Here is a 22,007-nt window from a genome sequence, read left to right as displayed (position 1 = left end):
GCCGGGAAAAGCGATGGTAATCGAAAACGACGACGAACTGGTAAAGCTCAAGGAGATCGGCCGCATCTGCGCCAATGCCATTCAGGTGATGGCGGCAGCAGTCGAGCCCGGCATGACGACGCTGGAACTCGACCAGATCGGCCGCAAGGTGCTGGAAGATGCGGGCGCGCGTTCGGCGCCGGAATTCTGCTATCAGTTTCCGGGTGCGACCTGCATCAGCGTCAACGAGGAAATCGCCCATGGCATTCCGGGATCGCGCATGGTCCGCCCGGGCGATCTCATCAATATCGACGTCTCGGCCGAAAAGGACGGTTTCTTCGCCGATACCGGCGCCTCCTTCACCGTGCCGCCGGTCAAGCCGAAGATCGAGAGGCTCTGCCGCGACGGCAAGCGGGCGCTCTGGGTCGGCCTCAATCAGGTGAAGGCCGGCGAGCCGCTGGCGAAGATCGGCAAGGCCGTCGGCGCCTTTGCGGCAAAGAACCGCTATACACTGGTCGCCAACCTCGCGAGCCACGGTGTCGGCCGCTCGTTGCACGAGGAGCCGGCCGAGCTTTCCACCTGGCCCGATCCTTCCGAAAAGCGGATGATGACCGAAGGCCTCGTTTTTACCGTCGAGCCTTTCCTGTCGCTCGGCGCGACATGGGCCGAAGGCGGCGACGATGCCTGGACGCTCTACGCCGACCCGCAGGCCCCAACCGTGCAGTTCGAGCACACGGTGGTGGCGACCCGGAACGGGCCGCTGATTTTGACGCTGCCGGATGGCGGGGTTTAGCGGCGATTTCTCGCGAGGTAGTGTCACCCTAACCAACGAGCTCTAAACCTTGGCCGGTGGCCAAGCACAAGATTTCGTATCCTCTCGCCTGTGGGAGAGGAAGCCTGCCTTACCGCTTCGTCTCCGGCTTGCCACCCTGCAGAATTTCCGTGGCGGCGCGTTCCAGGATGCCGGCGATGCGGGCGGCTTCGGCATTCGACCACGGGTAACGCATCCTGAGTGCGGCACGCAGCAGTGTGCGGGCGGCGCGAATGTCGCCGTTGTCGCGCATCAAATCCTCCTCGTCCTCGGCGTCGCGGTGGCGGCCGTGGTGGTCCGGATCGAACATGCGGTTGACGAAAGCCATCTTCTCGCCGATGCGCTCGAGCTTGTTCAGCGTGTGCTGGATCATGGCGCGATTCTCCTCGACCTTTTGCCTGCCGCGTTCGGTGATCTTGTAGAGCTTCTTGGTGCCTTCGATCTGGACTTCCGCCAGTTCCGTCTCTTCGAGATAGGTCAGCGCCGGATAGATGACGCCCGGGCTTGGAACGTAGAATCCGCCCGAGCGCTCCTCCAGGGTCTTGATCAGCTCGTAGCCATGACGTGGCCGCTCGTCGAGCAGCGCCAGCAGCACCAGTTGAAGATCACCAGCCGAAAACTTGCGGCCCATTCCCATCCGCATCGCTTCACCGAACATGCCGCTACCTCTGAAACCTCTCATGGTTCGTTCCTTTGTCACTCGATGTATCGTTCACTATATCGTAAAACATATATCGTAAGATATGTCGTTTCAAGAGGCGCCGAGGATTTGTGGAATTGATCGATCGATCAGATTTTCTCGTTTGTCCCGGCCGTTGTGCAGCGCGATAAAGCCAAGCATGTTGGTACGCAGCGATACCGAACCAGTGAACCTCTTCCGGACGGCGCTTGCCGGCATGATCGCGATGTCGGCGGCCATGGGTTTCGGGCGGTTTTCCTATACGCCGATCCTGCCCGGCATGATGAGCGGCGTGCCGCTTTCGGCGGCCGATGCAGGCTTCATCGCTTCGGCCAATTTCGCAGGCTATCTCGCGGGCGCCGTGCTTGCCACTTACAGCTGGGCCGCTGGCCGCGAACGCAAGGTCGCGCTCTCGGCGCTTCTGGCGAACGCGCTGCTGCTTGCCGCCATGGCCGCCACGAATTCCGTTCCGGTCTTCGCTACCATCCGTTTTCTGGCCGGATTGGCAAGCGCATTTGCGATGATCTTCACCTCGTCGATCGTCTTGAGCCATGGCGCTGCGGCGGGCAACGATCACGTTCAGGCGGCGCATTTCGGCGGCCCGGGGGCTGGCATTGCGCTCTCTTCGGTCATGGTGATGCTGATCGGTCTCATCTTTGCCGGCGCCTCCGGCTGGCGAGCCGACTGGATCGGCGGTGCGATCTTTTCGGCAATCAGCTTCGCCGCCGTCTGGCTTTTGCTGCCATCTGCGCCGATACGCTCAGGCAATGCCGGCGTGGAGCCGCCGATCGTCTGGAAACCGCCGGTGGCCCTGCTCACGCTTTCCTATGGCATCTTCGGTTTCGGCTACGTGATCACCGCGACCTTCCTTGTCACAATCGCGCGCATGGACGCGGCGGGGCAGACGGTCGAATTCCTCTGCTGGTTCATCGCTGGGCTCACGGCAGCCGTTGCGCTTTTTGCATGGCGGCCGCTGGTATATCTGCTTGGCCTCGGCTGGGTCTATGTCGCCGCCCTGCTGATGGAGGCGGTCGGGGTTCTCGCGACCGTGCTTTTGCCGCATTCGATGGCGCCGCTGATCGGCGGCGCTCTCTTCGGCGCCACCTTCCTCGCCATCACCGCCTACGGGCTGCAGATCGGCCGCAAGCTGGCTCCGGAAAGCGCGCGCCGAATCTTCGCGACAATGACCGCCGCCTTCGGTCTCGGCCAGATCATCGGCCCCATAGTTGCCGGCTGGATTGCCGAGCAGACCGGCAGCTTCACCATGCCAACTTTTATCGCTACCGCAGCCCTCATCCTGTGCGCCGCCCTCGTACTGCCCGTCATCAAGAGATTGGGATAAGCCGTTACAAATGCGTAACAATGGGCCGAACCCATTGCTGCCTTCTTCGAACTGCCATAGTTTCCGGCACAATCAGTTAGCTGATACTCCCAAGATTCCAGTTCAGGAAAGCGACTGCTCGTGTTCCATTCCTTCTTCCCGCAGCCGAAACTCTTCTTCCCGTCAGTAGCCATCTGGGCACTTATCTGTATCGCCATCTGGTATGGCGTCGGAGAATCGACGGGACTTTCTCTTGGTTTCGGGCCGCTTCCCGAGGGGCAGGCGCCCCCAATCGGACTCGACTTTTTCCTCTTGCCCGACAATCTGTTTTTTTATGCTTTCTTCCTGATATGCGTTGGTCTCTTCTGCGGTTTTTGGCACCTGCGAGCGAAAGACCATCCTTGGAGGATCTGGTCCGTTTGGGGTTCTGCGCTCATTATCATGGCGACATATTTCGGGGTTCAGATTTCCGTTGCCATCAACAACTGGCGCCGTCCGTTTGGTGATACGTTGCAGAATGCGCTAGCGAAAACGGCCCCTGTCACCGTCTGGGACTTCTATAGCCTTATGCTGATCTTTGCGCAGATCGCGTTTCTCAGCATGTTCGTTTCAATCATCACCGACTTCTTCACCAGCCATTATGTGTTTCGCTGGCGAACGGCCATGAATGATTTCTACATGTCCAAGTGGGAGAAGCTTCGCCATATCGAGGGTGCTGCGCAGCGCGTTCAGGAAGATACGATGCGTTTCTCGAGCATTCTTGAAGGCCTTGGCATCAACTTGATCAATTCGGTGATGACGCTCATCGTCTTCCTGCCGATCCTGTTTGCCCTTTCAAGTTACGTCTCCGAACTGCCGATCGTCGGTGAAATTGGGCATACGCTGTTCTGGCTGGCACTCTTCTGGTCCGCGTTCGGAACGGTGCTTCTCGCCGTCGCCGGTATCAAGCTGCCGGGATTGAACTTCCGCAACCAGCGCGTGGAAGCTGCTTACCGCAAGGAACTGGTTTACGGCGAAGATTATGCCGACCGGGCCCAGCCGCCGACGGTCAACGAGCTGTTTGCGAACGTCCGCCGCAACTATTTCCGGATGTATTTCCACTATCTCTATTTCAACGTTGCCCGCTACTTCTATCTGCAGGCCGACGCGCTGTTCGTGACCTTCATGCTGGTGCCGACGATCGTGGCGGGAAAGATCACCTATGGTATCTATCAGCAGATCCTGACGGCCTTCGGCCAGGTCAGCAACTCCTTCCAGTATCTCGTCAATTCCTGGACGACGATCATCGAGCTTCTGTCGATCCACAAGCGTCTCAAGGCCTTCGAGGCGGCGATCGACGACGAGCCGTTGCCGGAGATCGATCAGCGCTATCTGGAGCGTGAGGGCGTCGTCCAATCGGACGGCTAAGACTTGGGTCGCGCTAAGCTGGAGGGAGCGTCCCGTTTGCGGCAACCCCTCATCCGCCTGCCCCGGCACTCGTGGTGACGTTTGCGTCACTCGAAAGATGGGGGGTGGCGGTGTCGCTGATGAATGCTGGGCGCAGCAATAAGAGTGGCGCGCCGCTTTGCTCTTCTCCCCAGCGGGGAGAAGGTGCCCGAAGGTCGGTCGAGGGCGCGGCCGGCAGGAGTTTCAAAGGGCGCGCAGAGGCGTCGCTCAAAGCCCCGAAGTTTCCTGTTCGTGCAATTTCCCGCGCGCCTCGATCATCGGGATCGCTTCCGCGTAGCTGACGCAGGCGACATCCGTTCGGCGGCAGACGTCGCTCACCAGGCGGTCGAGCGCGCGCCAATAGGCGCCGCCGTTCATTTCCACGAAGTGGAACCCGAGCTGGAGGGGAATGCGGTCTCCGGCATATTGCCTGTCGAATGCTTCTTTGAAAGCCACGTAGGCGCGCTCTTCGAAGACCTTGCTGTCAGTCTTGTCTTCTTCGCCCTTGGAGTGGCGGATGAAGAGGTTGTAATCCATGCCGATAACCGGCTTTTCCTTCGGACCTTCGGGGATCAGCGGCAGGCCGAAGCGGATGATGCCGTCTTCGACGACGGGCGTGGCCGGACCCTTGGTGACGAGGCTGGCGTCATAGGAAAAGCCCGCCTTCTTCTCCGCAGCGATCATGTCGCCGCCCGCCGTCGCGGAAAGATAAGGTGCTCGAAAACCCTTGATGCCGTGCTCGACCAGATCCTGCCAGCCTTGCGGCTCTTTGAGGTCGACGCTTTTCCAGGCGTTCTTCAGCGTCGCCTTGAAAGTCGCGTATTCGGCGGACCAATCGGCCTCGCTCCATTTGCGGCCGTCGAAATGGCCACAGGCGTGGCTCGAAATATCGTGGCCTTCGAGATGCGCATGCCAGATGTTGCCGAGCCGCTCGCGGATTTCGTCGTCGCTTTGGGCAAAGCCGACATTGGACTTTCCGCGTTTCTGATGAGGGGCTTGGTAGGCGTTCTTCGCAACCTGATTCATCAGGAACGTGCAGGAGAGAAAATAGGTGAAGTGCGCGCCATTTCTTGCTGCCATCTCGCGGCTCTTCTGCCACAGCGCGTTGTCATGGGCGCCATCGAAGGACACGATCACCAGCTGCTTCGGCGGCTGGTCGGCTGCCTGGGCGGGAAGGGAGGTGACAAAGGAAAAGGCGAGGCAGGCAGGGAAAATGAAACGAAACATGGGCACCGCGAAAATTTGTTTGCGGCTTTCCTGTTACAGAATTGCGGCAAAGCTGCGGTGCCGCTGGCATTTTCCTGCGGCTACGGCTAAGCCTCGGGAAACGGATAGGAGACGCGCGCCATGGCCTTGCTTATCGTCGGCATCATACTTTTCCTCGGTATCCATCTGGTGCGGGTGGTCGCGCCCGGTTTCCGCCAATCGATGATCGCAAGCCTCGGGGAGAACGGCTGGAAGATCGCCTATTCGATCGCAAGCCTTCTTTCGCTGATCCTGCTGGTCTACGGTTTTGGCCAGGCGCGGCAGGTGACCGGCATGCTGTACATGCCGCCGGTGTGGATGGCGCATATCGCCGTGACGCTGATGCTGATTGCGCTCATCTGTCTTGCCGCCTCGCTGCTGCCGGCGGGGCACATCGCGGTTCGGACCAAGCATCCGATGGTGCTCTCGGTGAAGATCTGGGCGCTTTCGCATCTGCTTGCCAATGGCGAGACCTCGTCCGTTCTGCTGTTTGCGGCCTTCCTCGCCTGGGGCGTCATTCTCCGCATCTCGCTGAAGCGGCGCGAGCGGGCGGGCGAGTTGACGCTGCGGCCCTTCGTTTCAGCCAAGTATGATCTTTATGCCGCCGTCATCGGCGTTGTTGCCTGGGGGCTGCTGATCTGGAGAGTGCACGAATGGCTGATCGGCGTTTCGCCGCTTGCCGTGTGACGAATCTTTGCGATCCCCCTTACAAGTGGCGCAAAATGGAGTAGAAGGCCCCACAATATGCGGCAACGCATGCAATGGGCTTATCCGTGCCGGAGACGAGAATGGCATTCAACGACGACAGCTTCATCCGTGAAGTCAACGAGGAACTTCGTTCCGACCAGATGAAGGGCGCCTGGCGCCGTTTCGGCCGCTATGTCATCGCCATCGCCGTTCTGATCGTGGTCGGTACGGCTGGCAAAGTTGCCTTTGACTACTGGGACGACAACCGCTCGTCCGGCACCGGCGACCAGTTCCTGGCGGCGATGAAGCTTGCCGACGAGAACAAGAGCGACGAGGCGCTTGCCGCGCTCGCCACGCTCGAAAAGGAAGGCCACGGCGCCTATCCGGTTCTCGCCCGCATGCGTGCGGCCTCGGTTCAGGCGCAGAAGGGCGACAATGCCGCGGCCATCGCCGCGTTCGAAGCGATCGGCAAGGACCAGTCCGTTCCGGAAGCCGTCCGCGATGCCGCCAGGATGCGCGCCGGCTGGCTGCTGATCGAAAGCGGCACTTACGAGCAGGTTTCCGCCGCCGTCGAGGAAATGGCCATTCCGGCGAACGCCTTCCGCCACTCGGCCCGCGAAGCGCTGGGCCTTGCCGCATACAAGGCCGGCAACATGGCGCAGGCCCGCCAGTGGTATCAGGCGATCGCCGACGATGCCGCAAGCCCGCGCAACATTGCAAACCGCGCCCAGATCATGCTTGATAATATCACCGCATCCGGCAAGGCGCCCGCCGCGCAGGGCTGAATCTAAGGATCTCTAATGAGCTTTACGGTCGCGATCGTCGGTCGCCCGAATGTCGGCAAGTCGACGCTTTTCAACCGCCTGGTTGGGAAGAAGCTGGCGCTCGTCGACGATACGCCGGGCGTTACCCGCGACCGCCGGCCGGGAGATGCGCGGCTGATCGACCTTAAGTTCACGATCGTCGACACCGCCGGTCTCGAAGAGGCCGATGCCGAAAGCCTGCTGGGCCGTATGCGCGCCCAGACGGAAGCGGCAATCGACGAGGCCGATCTATCGCTGTTCGTCGTCGATGCCAAGACCGGTCTGACGCCGGTCGATACCGCCTTGGCCGAAATGCTGCGCCGTCGCGGCAAGCCGGTGGTGCTTGTTGCCAACAAGGCCGAAGCGAAGGGCTCCGACAGCGGTTTTTACGACGCCTACACGCTCGGTCTCGGCGAACCGACGCCGATCTCGGCCGAACACGGGCAGGGCATGCTCGACCTGCGCGACGCGATCGTCGCCGCGCTCGGCAAGGAGCGCGCCTATCCGTCTAAGGAAGACGTCGCCGTTACCGACGTGGACGTTGCGCGGTCCGAAGTGGAGGGGGAAGAGGACGAAGAGCCCGCCTACGACGATACCAAGCCGCTACGCGTTGCAATCGTCGGGCGGCCGAATGCCGGCAAGTCGACGCTCATCAACCGCTTCCTCGGCGAAGACCGGCTGCTGACCGGGCCGGAAGCTGGCATCACGCGCGATTCCATCTCCGTCGAGTGGGATTGGCGCGGCCGCACGATCAAGATGTTCGACACCGCCGGCATGCGCCGCAAGGCGAGGGTGATCGAAAAGCTGGAGAAGCTTTCAGTTGCCGATGCGCTGCGCGCGATCCGTTTTGCCGAACTTGTTGTCGTCGTCTTCGACGCGACGATCCCCTTCGAGAAACAGGATCTGCACATCGTCGACCTGGTACTGCGCGAAGGCCGTGCGGCCGTTCTCGCCTTCAACAAGTGGGACATGATCGAGGATCCGCAAGCGGTCCTCGCCGACCTGCGCGAAAAGACCGATCGCCTGCTGCCGCAGGCACGCGGCATCCGCGCCGTTCCGATTTCCGGCCAGACCGGCCGCGGGCTCGACAAGCTCATGCAGTCGATCATCGATACCGACAAGGTGTGGAACAAGCGCATTTCGACGGCGCGGCTCAACCGCTGGCTGGAGCAGCAGCAGGTGCAGCACCCGCCGCCGGCCGTTTCCGGCCGCCGCATCAAGCTGAAATACATGACGCAGGTAAAGGCCCGCCCGCCGGCCTTCATGATTTCCTGCACGCGTTCCGATGCGCTGCCGGAATCCTATACGCGCTATCTCATCAATGGTTTGCGCGAGGATTTTGACATGCCGAGCGTGCCGATCCGCATCCATTACCGCTCGCCGGACAATCCGTACGAGTCGAAGAAGAAGCGATAGCCGCCTTTCGCTCCTGTTCGGAAATGCGCGCCGCACGGCGCGCGGAAAAGCTGGAGCTGCCGACCGGGCCGCTCCAGCAATGACCCTACGGAACCTTGGCGCTCCTAGTCGAGGAACGCCGCGCGCAGCCGATGGAGCATGCCGCGCTTTCCTTCAGCGTAGAAAGAGCGGATTTGCCGGGCAGCGGTTGCAGCGTTTACCGTAGCGCCGAAGTGGCAGTAGCAGATGACCTTATGCAACTCCCTGTCGGTCAACTCGAAAAACCGCTTTGCTTCGCCATAGGTGTCGTTTTCCATCCCGGCTGCACGCAGCACAGGATCCTTGAACGCGACGGAGATCGGCGAATTGTCGGCGCGCATGATGTCGCGCCCTGCTTCCGGCTGATATTCTGTCTGGTGCAGTGTCGAGAGATGCCGGTTCGGGAACTGCTCGAGGATCTCTGCCCAGCGCTGCAGGCGCTCGCTGCGCGACATCGGCCGGCGCGGCTGATCCGGGTTGACGTTTGCGACGGTCCGCAGTTGGTCAAGTGCTTGATGTTTCATTTTAGCCTCCGATTCAGACGATGGCTGCTCCGCCCCCTTACACTTTTGCCCTGAAATAAGATTGACTCCAGCGGGCGCGGAAGTCCAATCACGATGCTCATCGAGGCGGCTTTTTGCGTCATCGGCAGCGTTTTTGGGCCGGGGCCTGATTTGCTGGGCAGGCGATCATGATCCACCGACCGGTAAAGTCATCGTTTTTTGCTCTGCAAAACATGCTGGGACGAACAAAAGTGAAAGGGCAACCATGGCACTGCCGACTGCCGACACACATGGCACCTCAGATTACGCGTGGCTCCTGTCATTGGGGCGCTGCGCGCTCAAAGTTTCGAGCACAGATATCGGTGCCACGATTTGCGATTGCGCCGTCTGCCGCCGCTATGGCGTTGCGCACCGTCGCTGATGTCTGGTTCTGAGAGAGTCGTCGACGTTTTTGGTATGGCCGTTTAAGCCGGAAGGCGAAGTCGGTGGCTGTCACTCAAAGCTAACACTCGCCCTTCTCAGGCCGCCACACTCCTATTCAACGCCTCGCGTAACGCCACGATCTCGGCCTGCAGGCGCGCGAGGCCGGCGGCGTCCCGGCCGGTAGCGCCGGCGATGCAATTGGGTATCGCGCAGGCCTTTTCTTGCAGTCCGATGCCTTCGCCGCTCAGGCGGATGACGACGACGCGTTCGTCTTCCTTACTGCGCTCGCGGCGGATATAACCGGCGGCTTCGAGGCGCTTCAGCAAAGGGGTAAGCGTGCTCGATTCCAGGAAGAGCTTTTCGCCAAGGCCGCCGACGGTCTGGTCGTCTTCCTGCCAGAGCGAGACCATCACCAGATATTGCGGATAGGTGAGGCCGAGCGCGTCGAGCAACGGCTTGTAGACGCGGTTCATCGCGTGGCTTGCCGTATACATCGCGAAGCAGATGAAATTGTCGAGTTTTGGTTGCTCCTGCATGGCATTTCTCCGGAAACACATCAATTTAAATCGCGCGATAAATAATAGCAAGCGATTTTAGAGCATGGCAGCTATGCGTCATTCTTAATTGTGCAATAAACAATCGTGCGCGATACAAAGGCCGTTCGCAACGAACAGCAAACTGAGAGGACAAGACGATGTCGACCATCAAGACCGCACTTTCCGCAGCAACGATCCTGGCCGCCTCCGCCCTTGGCGCCGCTGCCGATCCCGTGCTGGAACCGGCCACGCAGAAATTGATCGATGCACTTGCCGGCAGCAAGCCGATCTACACCTTCTCTCCGGCTGAGGCCCGCAATATTCTCGTCGGCGCGCAGAAGGGCGAGGTGAAGAAGCCCGCAGTCCATCAAGAAAACAAGACGATCAAGGCCGGCCCGACGGGCAGCATCAAGCTCCGGATCGTCCGCCCTGAAAATGCCAAGGCTGCGCTGCCGGTCGTCATGTATTTCCACGGCGGCGGCTGGGTGCTGGGCGATGCCGATACGCATGACCGCCTCGTCCGTGAGATTGCCAATGGCGCCAACGCTGCGGTCGTTTTCGTCGACTACGAGCGTTCACCCGAGGCGCGCTATCCGATCGCCATCGAGCAGGCCTATGCCGCAACGAAGTATGTCGTAGAGCATGCCAAGGAGTTCAAGGTCGATGCGAGCCGCCTTGCCGTTGCCGGTGACAGCGTCGGCGGCAACATGACAGCGGCCGTCACCCTGCTTGCCAAGGCGCGCGGCGGCCCAGCCATCAATCAGCAGGTACTGTTCTACCCGGTCACCGACGCCAACTTTGAGACCCGCTCATACAATCAATTCGCCAACGGCCCGTGGCTCACGAAGGAAGCGATGAAGTGGTTCTGGAACGCATATCTGCCGGACGAAGCCAAGCGTAAGGAGCCGACGGCAACGCCGCTCAACGCTTCGCTGGAACAGCTGAACGGCCTGCCGCCGGCACTCGTCATCACCGATGAGAACGACGTGCTGCGCGACGAAGGCGAGGCCTATGGCCGCAAGCTGTCGCAGGCCGGCGTGAAGGTCACCTCGGTCCGCTATAACGGCACGATCCACGACTTCGTGCTCTTGAACGCCATCAGCGAAACCCCGGCCGTCCGCAGCGCCATCACGCTTGCCAACGACACGCTGCGCAGCGCCCTGCACAAGTAAAAAATCAGGTTCCGGATTTCATCGGGCCGGCGGCATCGCCGGCCTTTCTGCTTTTGGGCAAGGTCTTGGCATATTGCCAGGCCTTCTTCCATTTCGGCGTAATGACGCCGTTGGCGGCGCGGATATTGTTGATGAACTGCTGCGTTGCCGCTTCCCAGGAATATTGCAGGGCAAGATCCCGTGCCTTCTCGCGTGAGGCGGACAATGCGCCGAGGCAGGCCGCCTGCAGGTCTGCGTCCAGTGCGCCGACCTCGCCATCCTCGCCGATGATGTCGAGCGGGCCGGTGACGGGAAAAGCGGCAACGGGAACGCCGCAGGCGAGCGCTTCCAGGATCGTGTTGCCGAAGGTATCGGTCAGCGACGGGAAGACGAAGACATCGGCCTGTGCATAGATCCTGGCAAGCTCCTCGCCGAATTTCAGGCCGGTAAAGAGCACGTCTGGATAGCGCTTTTCCAGCTCGGCGCGGGCAGGGCCGTCGCCGACCACGACTTTGGAGCCGGGCAGGTCGAGATCGAGGAAGGCGGGCAGGTTCTTTTCCAACGCCACCCGTCCAACCGTCATGTAGATGGGGCGCTGCAGGCCGAAAGGCTTTTCTTCCAGTTCCATCGGGCGGAACTGCGCGGCGTCGATGCCGCGGCTCCAGGGCATCAGGTTGCGGATGCCCTTTTCCGATAGCTCGCGGGCAAGGCTCGGCGTTGCCACCATGCAGCCGGCGCCGGAATTGTGGAACCACTTCACGAAGGCGTAGAGCCAGCGCTTCGGGATGGGCAGACGGGCCGAGACATATTCCGGGAAGCGCGTGTGGTAGCTGGTGGAAAACGGCATGCGGTTCCTCAGGCACCAGCGCCGCGCCGTCAGCCCGAGCGGGCCTTCGGTGGCGATATGCACATAGGACGGCTTGTGCTTTTCGATCTCGCGGGCGACCCGGCGGTAATTGGCGATCGAAAGGCGAATCTCCGGATAGGTCGGGCAGGGGAAGCTACTGAAGCGCTCGGGCGTCACCATGGACACTTCGACCCCCAGTTTCGCGAGTTCGCGGTTGGTATTCTCGATCGAGCGGACAACGCCGTTGACCTGCGGATGCCAGGCGTCGGTGACGATCACCAGCCTCTCGGGCAAGCTTCCAGGCGCGGTATTGGCCCAGCTCTCGCCGCGATAGTTATTCGACGGATGTTGCAGCATGTCCCGTTTTCCATCCACGCCACGCCATATCGGACGGCAGCGGCACAACCCCAAGCGGGCGAAAGGAACGTGATTCCCGCGTGCTTATTTTGAGGCTTTTCTGTGATGGATTTATTACAGGCTGCCGATCGAGGCTCAGAGCCCGAGCTTATCCTTCGCCACGAGTGCACCGTGCTCGCTGACGACACGCGCGGCAACCTTCACTGCGAAACAGGCGCTGGCGACCGCATCCTTCGTCTCGAGATATTTGGCGAGGAACGCGCCGTTGAAGCTATCGCCGGCGCTGGTGGTATCGACGACCTCGTTGACCGTTTCGGCCGGCACGAAGTTCTGCTGGCCGGCGAAGTTCAGCGTCGCGCCGTCGGCGCCGTTCTTGATCAGCACGTTCGGTGCGCCGAGGGCACGGTAGCGATGGATGGTGGCTTCGATGGAGTCGTCGCCGAAATGCAAGGCCTCGTCGTCGAAGCTCGGCATGACGAGGGAAGAGGAGCGGGCGCCTTCGCTGATCGTCGTATGCATGACGTCATAGCTCGCCCACAGGCGCGGGCGGATGTTCGGATCGAAGACCACGAATTTTCCCGCGGCCTTGGCGCGGCGGGTTTCGGCAAGCAGCGTGTCGGCGTCTTCGCGCGGCAGAATGGCGAGCGTGATGCCCGAAAAATAGACGACGTCCGAGCCTTCGATCGCTTCGCGCAATCGGTCGGGATCGGCGGCAAGCTGCCTGGCGGCGGAGTTGTCGCGCCAGTAGCTGAAGGTGCGTTCGCCGTTCCTGAGGTTGATCATGTAAAGGCCGGGCGCTTTGCCCTTGATGCGCCTGATGAGCTTCGTGCCGATGCCTGCTTCTTCGAAGAAGGCGATCATCTCGTCCGACATGGCGTCATCGCCAAGCGCGGTGAAATAATCGACGCTCCAGGCGGGCTGCATGCAGGCGCGAGCGTACCAGGCGGTGTTCAACGTATCGCCGGCGAAACCCTTTCTCAGCAGGCCGCCGCCTGCCTGCGAAAGCTCCACCATGCACTCACCGATCGATAAGAACCGTCCGTTCAAAACTGCCTCCCGAAAATTCTCCGCGTCTGCTGATTACGCGCAGAGACGTTTGGAGGCAAGCGCAGGCCTTGCCGGTAGGACGGCAGCTACCGGAAAAGCCAGCCGCGCCCTGTTTGCGAGGCAGGTTTAACGGCGGATTGCTATTCGTGGATCGTGTAGCTGCCGAGCTGGCAGAGATCCTGCGTGTGCTCGGTCGAATCGAGGTCGGAAGCCTCGTCGAATTCGAAGCGCATGTCGTATTTGCAGACATCGCGGCCATCGGCGATGGTGATGCTGATCGTTTCGCCCGGCTTCAGGACCTGCTCGCCGAAGACATCATCCTCCCACTCTTCAGATGCCCGTCGGAGAGGTGTAGAAACGCGTCAGCTGGGACTGGGTGCCGTTGATGAGCTTGAACGTCAGATCTTCGGCCTGGGCCGGAAAGGCGGTGGCAAAAAGCAGCGCTGCAGCAGCTGCGGCAGCGTTTAGGCCCGTGTGTTTCATGAAAAGAATCCCCCACCATGTTTGGGTAGAATCCTCTTAGCGGAGGCCAGTGAAGGGCAATCGTCAAGACGTTACAGGCTCACCGAACGGGGCGCCGACCCAGTATAGTTGGTGAAAAAGCCCGCCGGCGTGACGGCGGGCTCATGTCGCAGATCGTTCGTTTGCCTATCCGATCTCCGGGCAGCCGCGGCGGTTGGCGAAGACGATGCGGTCCGGGCCATAACGGGTCCAGCCTTGCACCGTGACGCTGCGCCTCGTCACACGGACGACCTCAGGCCGGCGAAGGCCGGAATCGCGAGCGGCGATTTGTGCCTCGCGCGGGCTGCAGCCCCGGCGGTCGTCGTCGCGATAACGATCATAGCGATCGCGATCGCGTTCGTAGATACGCACACCGTCCGGGCCGATACGGAACTGGACGTCCTGAGCCTGAGCAAAGGACGCGGGCGCGACAGCGCCCCCGAGTGTGAGCGCCAGCACAAGGCCGGCATTGGATATCAGCTTGAGCAATTTCTCCTCCTTCGGAACCCTGCTGTGACCCGCATGCTTGTGTAAGGGAGAACTGCCCCGGAGCGCGATTGTTCCGCTCCGGGGCAGGCGCTGGGCAACGCGCGTGTTGCGCGCGAGCTGACCCAGAGCGGACGCGATTTACCGGTCCATATGGTAACAGGCTGCCGTTTGACCCGGGCGCACATGCTCGGTCGGCGGCATTTTTGTCCGGCAGATATCCGTCGCCTTCCAGCAGCGGGGCGAGAAGACGCAGCCCTTCGGCGGGTTCAGCGGCGAGGGCGGATCGCCCAGAAGGCGGATGCGTGTGCGCTGGCGGGCAAGCTTCGGATCGGGGATGGGTGCGGCCGAAAACAGTGCCTGCGTATAAGGGTGCGCAGGATGTTCGAAGACCGTCTGGCAATCGCCGGCTTCCACTACCTTGCCGAGATAGAGCACCAGCACGTCGTCCGAGATCAGCCGCACGACGGAAAGGTCGTGGCTGATGAAGATCAGCGTCAGGCCGAACTCTTTCCGGAGCTTGCGCAGGAGCGTGATGACCTGCCCCTGGATCGAAACGTCGAGGGCCGATACCGGCTCGTCGCAGATGATGAGCTTCGGTCTTGTCACGACCGCGCGGGCAATGCCGATGCGCTGTGCCTGACCGCCGGAAAACTCATGCGGGTAGCGGTTGATCATTTCCGGCACGAGGCCGACAGCACTCATGATCTCGCGCACACGTTCGAGGCGCTGCGCTTTGGAAAGTTTCGGCTCGAAGACGGTCAGCGGCTCGGCGATGATGTCGCCGACCGTCATGCGCGGGTCGAGCGATGCGATCGGATCCTGGAAGATGATCTGCATGTCGCGGCGCGCGGCGCGCATCTCCTCGTCCGACAGGTCCAGCAGGTTGCGGCCCTGCCAGAGGATGCGGCCCTCCTGCGAGCGTAGGAGCCGCAGGATGGAGCGGCCGAGCGTGGACTTTCCGCAGCCGGATTCGCCGACGATGCCGAGCGTGCGGCCCTCCTTCAAGTCGAAGCTGACATTGTTGACGGCCGTCAGCATCACCGGCGGCTTGAAGAAACCTTTGGAGGGCAGTTCGAACTGGGTCGTCAGGTTCTCGACCCTCAACAGCGATCGTTCAGCCATGATTGAGAAGCTCCTCGATACGCGGGAAGGGGTGGAAGCAGGCTGCGCAATGGCGTGGTGAAAGCGTTTCGAGCGGCGGCGGACGATCGATGCAATCGTCTTCTACCTTGGGACAGCGCGGCGAGAAGTTGCAGCCCTTCGGCAGGTGCTGCAGGTTCGGCGGCCGCCCGGGAATGACGACGAGCTGGTCGACGTCCTGGTCCGGGCGCGGGATCGCTGCGTGCAGCGCCGCCGTATAGGGATGTGCCGGATTTTCAAAGAGCTCATCGACCGGCGCTTCCTCGACGATGCGGCCGGCATACATGACCGCGACGCGATCGGCGAGGCCGGCAACGACGCCAAGATCGTGGGTGATCATCGCGAGCGCCGTATTCATCTCGGCCGTCAGATCGTTGAAGAGATCGAGGATCTGCGCCTGGATAGTGACATCGAGCGCGGTGGTGGGCTCGTCGGCAATCAGGAGCTTCGGCTTGGTGAGCAGTGCCATGGCAATCACGATGCGCTGGCGCATGCCTCCCGAGAGCTCGTGCGGATAAAGGTTGAAGCGGCGCGTGGGGTCGGGGATGCCGACCCGCTTCAGCATGTCGAGCGCTTCGGCAGAGGCTGCGCGCGCCGTGAAACCGCGATGAACCTCAAGCTGTTCCGTCAGTTGGCGGGAAATCCTGAGAGACGGATTCAAGGCGGTCATGGGATCCTGGAAGACCATGGCCATGTCCTTGCCGCGCACCTGATCGAGTTCTCGTGGCTTCAGCGACAGCACATCCCTGCCTTCGAGTAGCGCCTGGCCGCTGGTCTTGCCGTTTTTGGCGAGCAATCCCATGATGCCAAGGAAAGTCTGGCTTTTGCCGGAGCCGGACTCGCCGACGATCGCGATGCGCTCGCCGCGCTTGATCGTGAGGTTCATGTTGGAGACGGCCTTCACCTGGCCGTCCGGCGTTTCGAAGGTGATCGAGTAGTCTTTGAGTTCGAGAAGGTTGTCGGTCATCGTTAGCGATCCTTCGGGTCGAACGCGTCGCGCAGGCCGTCGCCGATGAAGAGCAGGCTGAGCAGCAGGGCGACGAGGAAGCTTGCCGGGAAGACCAGCAGCCAGGGCATGCTCTCCATTGCATCGGTGCCTTCGGCAATCAGCGTGCCAAGCGAGGTCAGCGGCTCCTGAACGCCGAAGCCGAGATAGGAAAGGAAACTCTCCGTGGCGATGATTTCGGGAACGGTGAGTGCCGCAAAGATGACCACCGGGCCGACCAGGTTCGGAATGACGTGCTTGAGGATGATCTTGAAAGGCCTCTGCCCCGAGGCGCGTGCAGCCTCGATGAATTCGCGCTGCTTGATCGACAGCGTCTGGCCGCGGACGATGCGGGCCATGGTCAGCCACTCCAGCGCGCCTATCGCGGCGAAGAGCAGATAGACGTTACGGCCGAAGATCACCATCAGCAGGATGACGAACAGGATGTAGGGGAGGGCATACATGATATCGACGAAACGCATCATGACCGAATCCAGCCTGCCGCCGATATAGCCGGAGACGGCGCCGTAGAGCACGCCGATGACGACGGAGACGACGGTTGCCGTCAGCGCGACGGCAAGCGAGACACGGGTGCCGTAAAGCACGCGGGCCAGAAGATCGCGGCCGTTCGGATCGGTGCCGAAGTAATGCCCGCTTGCAAAGTCCGGGGGCGTGCGGAAGGCGGCCCAGTCCGGATCTTCATAGTTGAAGGGAATGAAGTAAGGGCCGAGGAAGGCGAGGAGGACGAGCAGCGCCAGCACCGCGATGGAGATCACCGCGGCCTTGTTGCGTGACAGGCGCCGAAGCGCATCCTTGGTGAGCGAACGGCCTTCGGGGGCTAGGCCTTCGGCCTGCAGCAACTCGGCAGCGAGAAGCTCGCGTCTTGCGGGGTTGAGGATCATCGGTTTCTCACTTTCGGATCGAGCCACGCATAGGCGATGTCGACGAGAAGGTTGAGGAAGACGATCAGCACCATGTAGAAGATGACCGTTCCGAGAACCATGCCGTAGTCGCGGTTCAGCGCTGCAGTGATGAAATAGCGGCCGATGCCGGGCAGTCCGAAGACGCTCTCGACAACCAGCGAGCCGGTGAGAAGATAGCTTGCCGCCGGTCCGAGATAGGAGACGACGGGCATCATGGCGGGTTTCAGCGCGTGGCGCATGACCGTCAGGCGCGGACCGATGCCTTTTGCCTTGGCGGTCCGGATAAAGTTCTGGTTCATGACCTCGATCATCGAGCCGCGGGTGATGCGCGATATGCGGCCGGCATGCGGCAGCGCCAGAACGACGATCGGCATGACAAGGAACTTGAAGGAGCCGTCACCCCAGCCGCCGACTGGAAGCCATCCGAGACGGATACCGAAAACGAGCTGCAGGATCGGGGCGATCAGGAAGTTGGGAAGCACGACACCGATCAGAATGAGTGCGCCCAGGATATAGTCGGGCGTCTTGTTCTGGTAGAGCGCCCCAAGACAGCCGACGGTGACGCCGACAAGGATGGCGAGCAGGAAGGCGGCCGTGCCGATCGTGAAGGTATAGGGCAGGCCGATCATGATCTGCTGCCCGACGGTGAAATCTTCGCTGGCGAAAGACGGGCCAAGATCGCCTTTCAGCAGGTCGCCGACATAGATCATATACTGCTGGATCAGCGGCTTATCCAGATTGTAGTGGGCCGCAAGGTTCTTCATGATGACCGGCGGCAATGGCCTTTCGCCATCGAAGGGGCCGCCGGGGGCAAGGCGCAAAACGAAAAAGCAGGCTGTGACGGCGATCCAGAGAACGGGGATCGTCGACAGCAATCGACGGAGTGCATATTTGATCATGATCGTGGACCGGCCCTACCCGCAGAGCGCGGGAAGGGCCGTTTTCCTTACTCTTTCATCGACAGCCAGCGCGTACGGTGGATGTCCTGCACATTGTCGACGAAGCCCTCGATCTTCGGCGAGACGACGTTCTTCGAGACGTAATAGTAGATCGGCAAGGCGGCGGAATCGTCCAGCGCCAGCTGCTCAGCCTTCTTGAAGATTTCGGCGCGCTTGGCCAGATCCGTCTGCGCGTTGCCTTCCTTGATCAGCTTGTCGTATTCAGGGCTGGACCAGCGGCCATAATTCATCTGAACGCCGCTAACGAGCAGGTTCAGGAAGTTGTCCGGATCGTTGTAATCGGCAAGCCAGCCGGCGCGGCCGATTTCCACTTCGCCACTTTTCAGCTGATCATAATGCACCTTGGTCTCGGCGTTGACGAGTTCGATATTCACGCCGAGCGGCTTCCACATGGCGGCAATCGCCACGGCGATGCGCTTGTGGTTGTCATTGGTGTTGTACTTGAGCTGTGCCGTTAGGGGATGGTCAGGGCCGAAACCTGCTTCCGTAAGCAGTTTCTTCGCTTCGACGACCTTCTCGCTGTAGGGCAAGTCCTTCCAGGATACGTAGGCCGGCTCGCCGTAGTTGGCCGTACCCGGCGGCACCCACGAATAAGCGGGCAGTTCACCCGTTCCGAGAATCTGCGGGCCGATGACCTCGCGATTGATCGCCATGGAAAGAGCCTGGCGGACGCGCTTGTCGCTGAACGGCGGCTTGCTCGAGTTGATCACGTAGTAATAGAGGCCGGAAAACGGCGCCACGTGCGCCTGACCGGGCAGGTTCTTCTTCATCCATTCGTACTGATCCGTCGGGAAGTCCGTAAGGATGTCGAACTCGCCGGCGCGGTAGCGCTTCAGCGCGGCTTCCTGGTCTTCAAGCACGAAGAACTTCGCGCCGTCGATCTTCAGATCTTTGACACCATAATATTGGTCATTCTTGACGGTTGTAACGTGCGAGCCAGGTACCCACTCGACGGGCTTGTAGGGGCCGTTGGTGACGATGTTGCCGATCTTGACCCAGTCCGCGCCCTTGGCTTCGACGACATGTTTCGGCAGCGGATATGCGGTGTAGTGAGTCAGCGCGCCGATGAAATACGGCGTCGGGGCTTCGAGCGTAATCTCGAGCGTCTTATCGTCGATTGCCTTGACGCCGAGCTGGTTGATATCGGTGATCTCGCCCTTGTTGATCTTTTCGGCATTCTTGATGGTGAACTGCAGATAGGCGTAGTCGGCGGCATTCTTCGGGTCCATGAGGCGCTGGAAGGCGAAGACGAAGTCTCCGGCCGTTACCGGCTGGCCGTCGGACCACTTGATGCCGTCGCGCAGCTTGAAGGTGTAGACTTTGCCGTCGTCCGAAACGGTCCAGCTTTGGGCCTGGCCCGGAATCGGATTGAGCTTAGCATCTTCGGCCACGAGTCCTTCGAAGATGTCGCCGGCAATGCGATTCTCCCAGTCGCCGGAGAGCTTTTGCGGATCGAGCGATGCCGGATCGCCGCCATTGTGGATATTGAGCGTGGCCGCGTGGGCCGAGAAAGCCAGTAATGTGCCAAGCATTGCTGAGGCTAGAAATTTTTTCGTTGTATGGGTCATATTGGGCCACCTTTCCAGGCTTTTTTGCCTATTCTTAGTCATTTGTTCCCGGTTTTTGACCTGTTACGTGCAAGTCAATGCGCACCTTATCGCAAAGGTTTGGCGTTGCAACCCCCAATGAAAGAGGGTTGCTCAAGGTGTGGACAAGCCCGTAGGCGGCGTTTTCTTTGCTATGCGCGTCCCGCCCAAAAGAGGTCATCGGCGCAGTTGTTTTTTGTTTTCCGGGCTTTAGTCTGTGCGCATTTCGAATGGCGCGGAGAATCCGGCAATGGCGATACAGGCAGCGGACTGGTGGCGGGGTGCGGTCATCTATCAGGTTTATCCACGGTCGTTTCAGGATACGAACAGCGACGGTCTCGGCGACCTCAAGGGCATTACCCGCCGCCTCCCGCATATCGCCAAGCTCGGCGTCGATGCGATCTGGCTCTCGCCCTTCTTCAAATCGCCGATGGCTGACATGGGCTACGACGTCTCGGACTACTGCGACGTCGATCCGATCTTCGGGACGCTCGAAGATTTCGACGAGATGATGGCTGTCGCCCATTCGCTGGGGTTAAAAGTCATCATCGACCAGGTGATCTCGCATACGTCCGATCAGCATCCGTGGTTTGTCGAAAGCCGCTCGAGCCGCACGAATCCCAAGGCGGACTGGTATGTCTGGGCCGACCCGAAGCGCGACGGCACGGCGCCGAACAACTGGCTTTCGATCTTCGGCGGACCGGGCTGGGAATGGGATGGCGTGCGGCGCCAATATTACCAACACAATTTCTTGACCTCGCAGCCGGACCTCAACTTCCACAACAGGGAAGTCCAGGATGCGGTGCTGAAGACCGTGAAGTTCTGGCTCGACCGCGGCGTCGACGGCTTCCGACTCGATACGGTCAACTATTACTTCTGCGACAAGCTGCTTCGCGACAATCCCCCCCATGAGCCGGATACGAGCGACGGCGGTCTCGATGCGCCAGACAGCAACCCCTACGGCATGCAGAACCATCTCCACGACAAGACGCAGCCGGAAAACCTCGATTTCCTGAAGCGCTTGCGGACGCTGCTCAATCAATATGAAGCGCGAGCGACGGTCGGCGAGGTCGGTGACGGCGCGCGGTCGCTGAAGACCGTCGCGGCCTATACGAGCGGCGGCGACAAGCTGCACATGTGCTACACCTTCGATCTGCTCGGACCGGATTTCACGGCCGCGCATATCCGCAACTGCGTCGAGACCTTTCAAAAGACGGTTGTCGACGGCTGGGTGTGCTGGGCCTTCTCCAACCATGACGTCAAGCGCCATGTGAGCCGGTTTGCAAAAGCCGAGGAGGAGCGGCCGATGATCGCCAAGCTGGCAATTTCCGTGCTGGCGGCGCTGCGCGGCTCGATCTGCCTTTATCAGGGCGAAGAGCTGGGACTTGCCGAAGCGGAACTTGCCTTCGAGGATCTGCGCGATCCTTACGGCATCCGCTTCTGGCCCGCCTTCAAGGGCCGCGACGGATGCCGCACACCGATGCCCTGGGAGGCCGGCAAGGCGCATGCAGGCTTTACCTCGGCAGAGAAAAGCTGGCTGCCTGTTCCCTACGAGCAGGCAGCCCTTTCCGTCGATACGCAAGAAGAGGACGTAAACTCGGTACTCACTCATTATCGCCAGATGCTGGAATTCCGGAAGCGGCATCCAGCGTTGCTTGACGGCGATATGGAATTCATCGGTACAAATCAGGATCTATTGGCATTCACGCGCGAGAAAAATGGCGAGAAACTGCTCTTCGTCTTCAACCTGACCCGCAAGTGGGCGGAGTTTAGATTGCCCGTGGGAATGACGCTTGGCGAGCACGTCGATATGCCGGGCTCTGGCGGATTGGCTGGCGGGGAATCGATCCAGCTTGAAGCGCTAAGCGCGATTTGTAGCCGGATTTGACGCAGGCGGTCGCAGGCATCACTTCAAGGGCTTTTCGTAATCGGCATGTGAACCGATGACGCTGTCGCCATCTCGGCAAGCCAAGGTCCTCCAGGAGGAGCCGACGCGTGCGGACCAGAAACAGCCAAGGTTTTTGAAATGCAAAGATGGGTGCTTCGGATCCGATTTCAGCAAAGGAAAGCTCCCGTCGGCCACTTCGAACCCGCTCCTCCGTCAAGCCTCCTATACTTTCAAGAACTCTGCGGTGGCGTGTTCCGCGCGTCATTCCCGCATGAAAAGTTAGCGGTT

The 22,007-nt window shown here is 60.8% G+C and carries 20 protein-coding genes and 1 pseudogene; 8 read left to right on the top strand and 13 right to left on the bottom strand.

Annotated features, from left to right (window positions below):
* The first annotated feature begins 13 nt into the window (after positions 1–13).
* Entirely contained in the window at positions 14–772 is a 759-nt protein-coding gene (gene map, locus ISN39_RS11930; RefSeq protein WP_039845544.1) for a type I methionyl aminopeptidase, read from the top strand.
* Between the two features lie 109 nt (positions 773–881).
* Here map and ISN39_RS11925 read toward each other — a convergent pair whose 3' ends face one another.
* The gene (locus tag ISN39_RS11925; protein WP_194727632.1) at positions 882–1,472 is read right to left on the bottom strand and encodes a PadR family transcriptional regulator; all 591 of its coding nucleotides are present in this window, start codon (positions 1,470–1,472) and stop codon (positions 882–884) included.
* Positions 1,473–1,629: 157 nt separating this feature from the next.
* On the opposite strand from ISN39_RS11925, the gene ISN39_RS11920 reads away from it, so the two are divergent.
* Both ISN39_RS11920 and sbmA read left to right on the top strand, forming a co-directional pair.
* On the top strand, positions 1,630–2,811 hold the full coding sequence (locus ISN39_RS11920) for a YbfB/YjiJ family MFS transporter (RefSeq protein ID WP_194727631.1): 1,182 nt from the start codon (positions 1,630–1,632) through the stop codon (positions 2,809–2,811).
* Between the two features lie 120 nt (positions 2,812–2,931).
* Positions 2,932–4,197, top strand: a complete 1,266-nt coding sequence (gene sbmA, locus ISN39_RS11915) for a peptide antibiotic transporter SbmA (protein WP_194727630.1) — start codon at positions 2,932–2,934, stop codon at positions 4,195–4,197.
* A 246-nt stretch (positions 4,198–4,443) separates the two neighbouring features.
* Here sbmA and ISN39_RS11910 read toward each other — a convergent pair whose 3' ends face one another.
* Complete coding sequence (locus tag ISN39_RS11910; RefSeq protein ID WP_194727629.1) at positions 4,444–5,442, bottom strand: polysaccharide deacetylase; 999 nt, start codon at positions 5,440–5,442, stop codon at positions 4,444–4,446.
* Positions 5,443–5,562: 120 nt separating this feature from the next.
* On the opposite strand from ISN39_RS11910, the gene ISN39_RS11905 reads away from it, so the two are divergent.
* The 3 genes from ISN39_RS11905 to der all read left to right on the top strand — a co-directional run bounded on the left by ISN39_RS11905 (position 5,563) and on the right by der (position 8,366).
* Positions 5,563–6,147, top strand: a complete 585-nt coding sequence (locus ISN39_RS11905) for an NnrU family protein (RefSeq protein WP_194727628.1) — start codon at positions 5,563–5,565, stop codon at positions 6,145–6,147.
* A 101-nt stretch (positions 6,148–6,248) separates the two neighbouring features.
* Positions 6,249–6,932: a tetratricopeptide repeat protein gene (locus ISN39_RS11900; RefSeq protein WP_194727627.1), complete on the top strand. Its 684-nt coding sequence runs from the start codon at positions 6,249–6,251 to the stop codon at positions 6,930–6,932.
* Positions 6,933–6,947: 15 nt separating this feature from the next.
* Positions 6,948–8,366, top strand: a complete 1,419-nt coding sequence (gene der / locus ISN39_RS11895; RefSeq protein WP_194727626.1) for a ribosome biogenesis GTPase Der — start codon at positions 6,948–6,950, stop codon at positions 8,364–8,366.
* A gap of 104 nt (positions 8,367–8,470) precedes the next feature.
* Here der and ISN39_RS11890 read toward each other — a convergent pair whose 3' ends face one another.
* Positions 8,471–8,908, bottom strand: coding sequence for a hypothetical protein (locus tag ISN39_RS11890; protein ID WP_074061913.1), 438 nt, complete (start codon positions 8,906–8,908; stop codon positions 8,471–8,473).
* A 497-nt stretch (positions 8,909–9,405) separates the two neighbouring features.
* On the bottom strand, positions 9,406–9,846 hold the full coding sequence (locus ISN39_RS11885; RefSeq protein ID WP_194727625.1) for a MarR family transcriptional regulator: 441 nt from the start codon (positions 9,844–9,846) through the stop codon (positions 9,406–9,408).
* Positions 9,847–10,004: 158 nt separating this feature from the next.
* Here ISN39_RS11885 and ISN39_RS11880 point away from each other — a divergent pair, with 158 nt between their 5' ends.
* Positions 10,005–11,018, top strand: coding sequence for an alpha/beta hydrolase (locus ISN39_RS11880; RefSeq protein WP_194727624.1), 1,014 nt, complete (start codon positions 10,005–10,007; stop codon positions 11,016–11,018).
* A 4-nt stretch (positions 11,019–11,022) separates the two neighbouring features.
* Here ISN39_RS11880 and ISN39_RS11875 read toward each other — a convergent pair whose 3' ends face one another.
* The 9 genes and pseudogenes from ISN39_RS11875 to ISN39_RS11835 all read right to left on the bottom strand — a co-directional run bounded on the left by ISN39_RS11875 (position 11,023) and on the right by ISN39_RS11835 (position 19,813).
* Entirely contained in the window at positions 11,023–12,201 is a 1,179-nt protein-coding gene (locus ISN39_RS11875) for a glycosyltransferase family 1 protein (protein WP_194727623.1), read from the bottom strand.
* Positions 12,202–12,336: 135 nt separating this feature from the next.
* Positions 12,337–13,248 (bottom strand): sugar kinase, encoded by a 912-nt coding sequence (locus ISN39_RS11870; RefSeq protein ID WP_194727622.1) that lies wholly within the window; start codon positions 13,246–13,248, stop codon positions 12,337–12,339.
* 140 nt (positions 13,249–13,388) lie between these two features.
* A pseudogene (locus ISN39_RS11865) lies at positions 13,389–13,731 on the bottom strand (hypothetical protein).
* A gap of 165 nt (positions 13,732–13,896) precedes the next feature.
* On the bottom strand, positions 13,897–14,208 hold the full coding sequence (locus tag ISN39_RS11860) for a hypothetical protein (RefSeq protein WP_239599483.1): 312 nt from the start codon (positions 14,206–14,208) through the stop codon (positions 13,897–13,899).
* A 168-nt stretch (positions 14,209–14,376) separates the two neighbouring features.
* A complete protein-coding gene (locus tag ISN39_RS11855) occupies positions 14,377–15,360 on the bottom strand; it encodes an oligopeptide/dipeptide ABC transporter ATP-binding protein (RefSeq protein ID WP_074069097.1) in 984 nt (327 codons plus the stop codon).
* The gene (locus ISN39_RS11850) at positions 15,353–16,345 is read right to left on the bottom strand and encodes an ABC transporter ATP-binding protein (RefSeq protein ID WP_074069096.1); all 993 of its coding nucleotides are present in this window, start codon (positions 16,343–16,345) and stop codon (positions 15,353–15,355) included. The genes ISN39_RS11855 and ISN39_RS11850 overlap by 8 nt, the downstream gene beginning before the upstream one ends.
* Before the next feature lie 2 nt (positions 16,346–16,347).
* On the bottom strand, positions 16,348–17,265 hold the full coding sequence (locus ISN39_RS11845) for an ABC transporter permease subunit (protein ID WP_194727620.1): 918 nt from the start codon (positions 17,263–17,265) through the stop codon (positions 16,348–16,350).
* On the bottom strand, positions 17,262–18,185 hold the full coding sequence (locus tag ISN39_RS11840; protein ID WP_022714146.1) for an ABC transporter permease subunit: 924 nt from the start codon (positions 18,183–18,185) through the stop codon (positions 17,262–17,264). Before ISN39_RS11840 ends, ISN39_RS11845 begins: the two co-directional genes overlap by 4 nt.
* 47 nt (positions 18,186–18,232) lie before the next feature.
* Complete coding sequence (locus ISN39_RS11835; protein ID WP_194727619.1) at positions 18,233–19,813, bottom strand: peptide ABC transporter substrate-binding protein; 1,581 nt, start codon at positions 19,811–19,813, stop codon at positions 18,233–18,235.
* A 268-nt stretch (positions 19,814–20,081) separates the two neighbouring features.
* Here ISN39_RS11835 and ISN39_RS11830 point away from each other — a divergent pair, with 268 nt between their 5' ends.
* Positions 20,082–21,719: an alpha-glucosidase gene (locus tag ISN39_RS11830; protein ID WP_194727618.1), complete on the top strand. Its 1,638-nt coding sequence runs from the start codon at positions 20,082–20,084 to the stop codon at positions 21,717–21,719.
* Positions 21,720–22,007 lie beyond the last annotated feature (288 nt).

It is taken from the genome of Rhizobium sp. 007, from assembly GCF_015353075.1.
GTDB lineage: Bacteria > Pseudomonadota > Alphaproteobacteria > Rhizobiales > Rhizobiaceae > Rhizobium.
The sequence above is the reverse complement of the archived record's forward strand: the minus strand, read 5'-3'. Positions and strand labels throughout refer to the sequence as shown.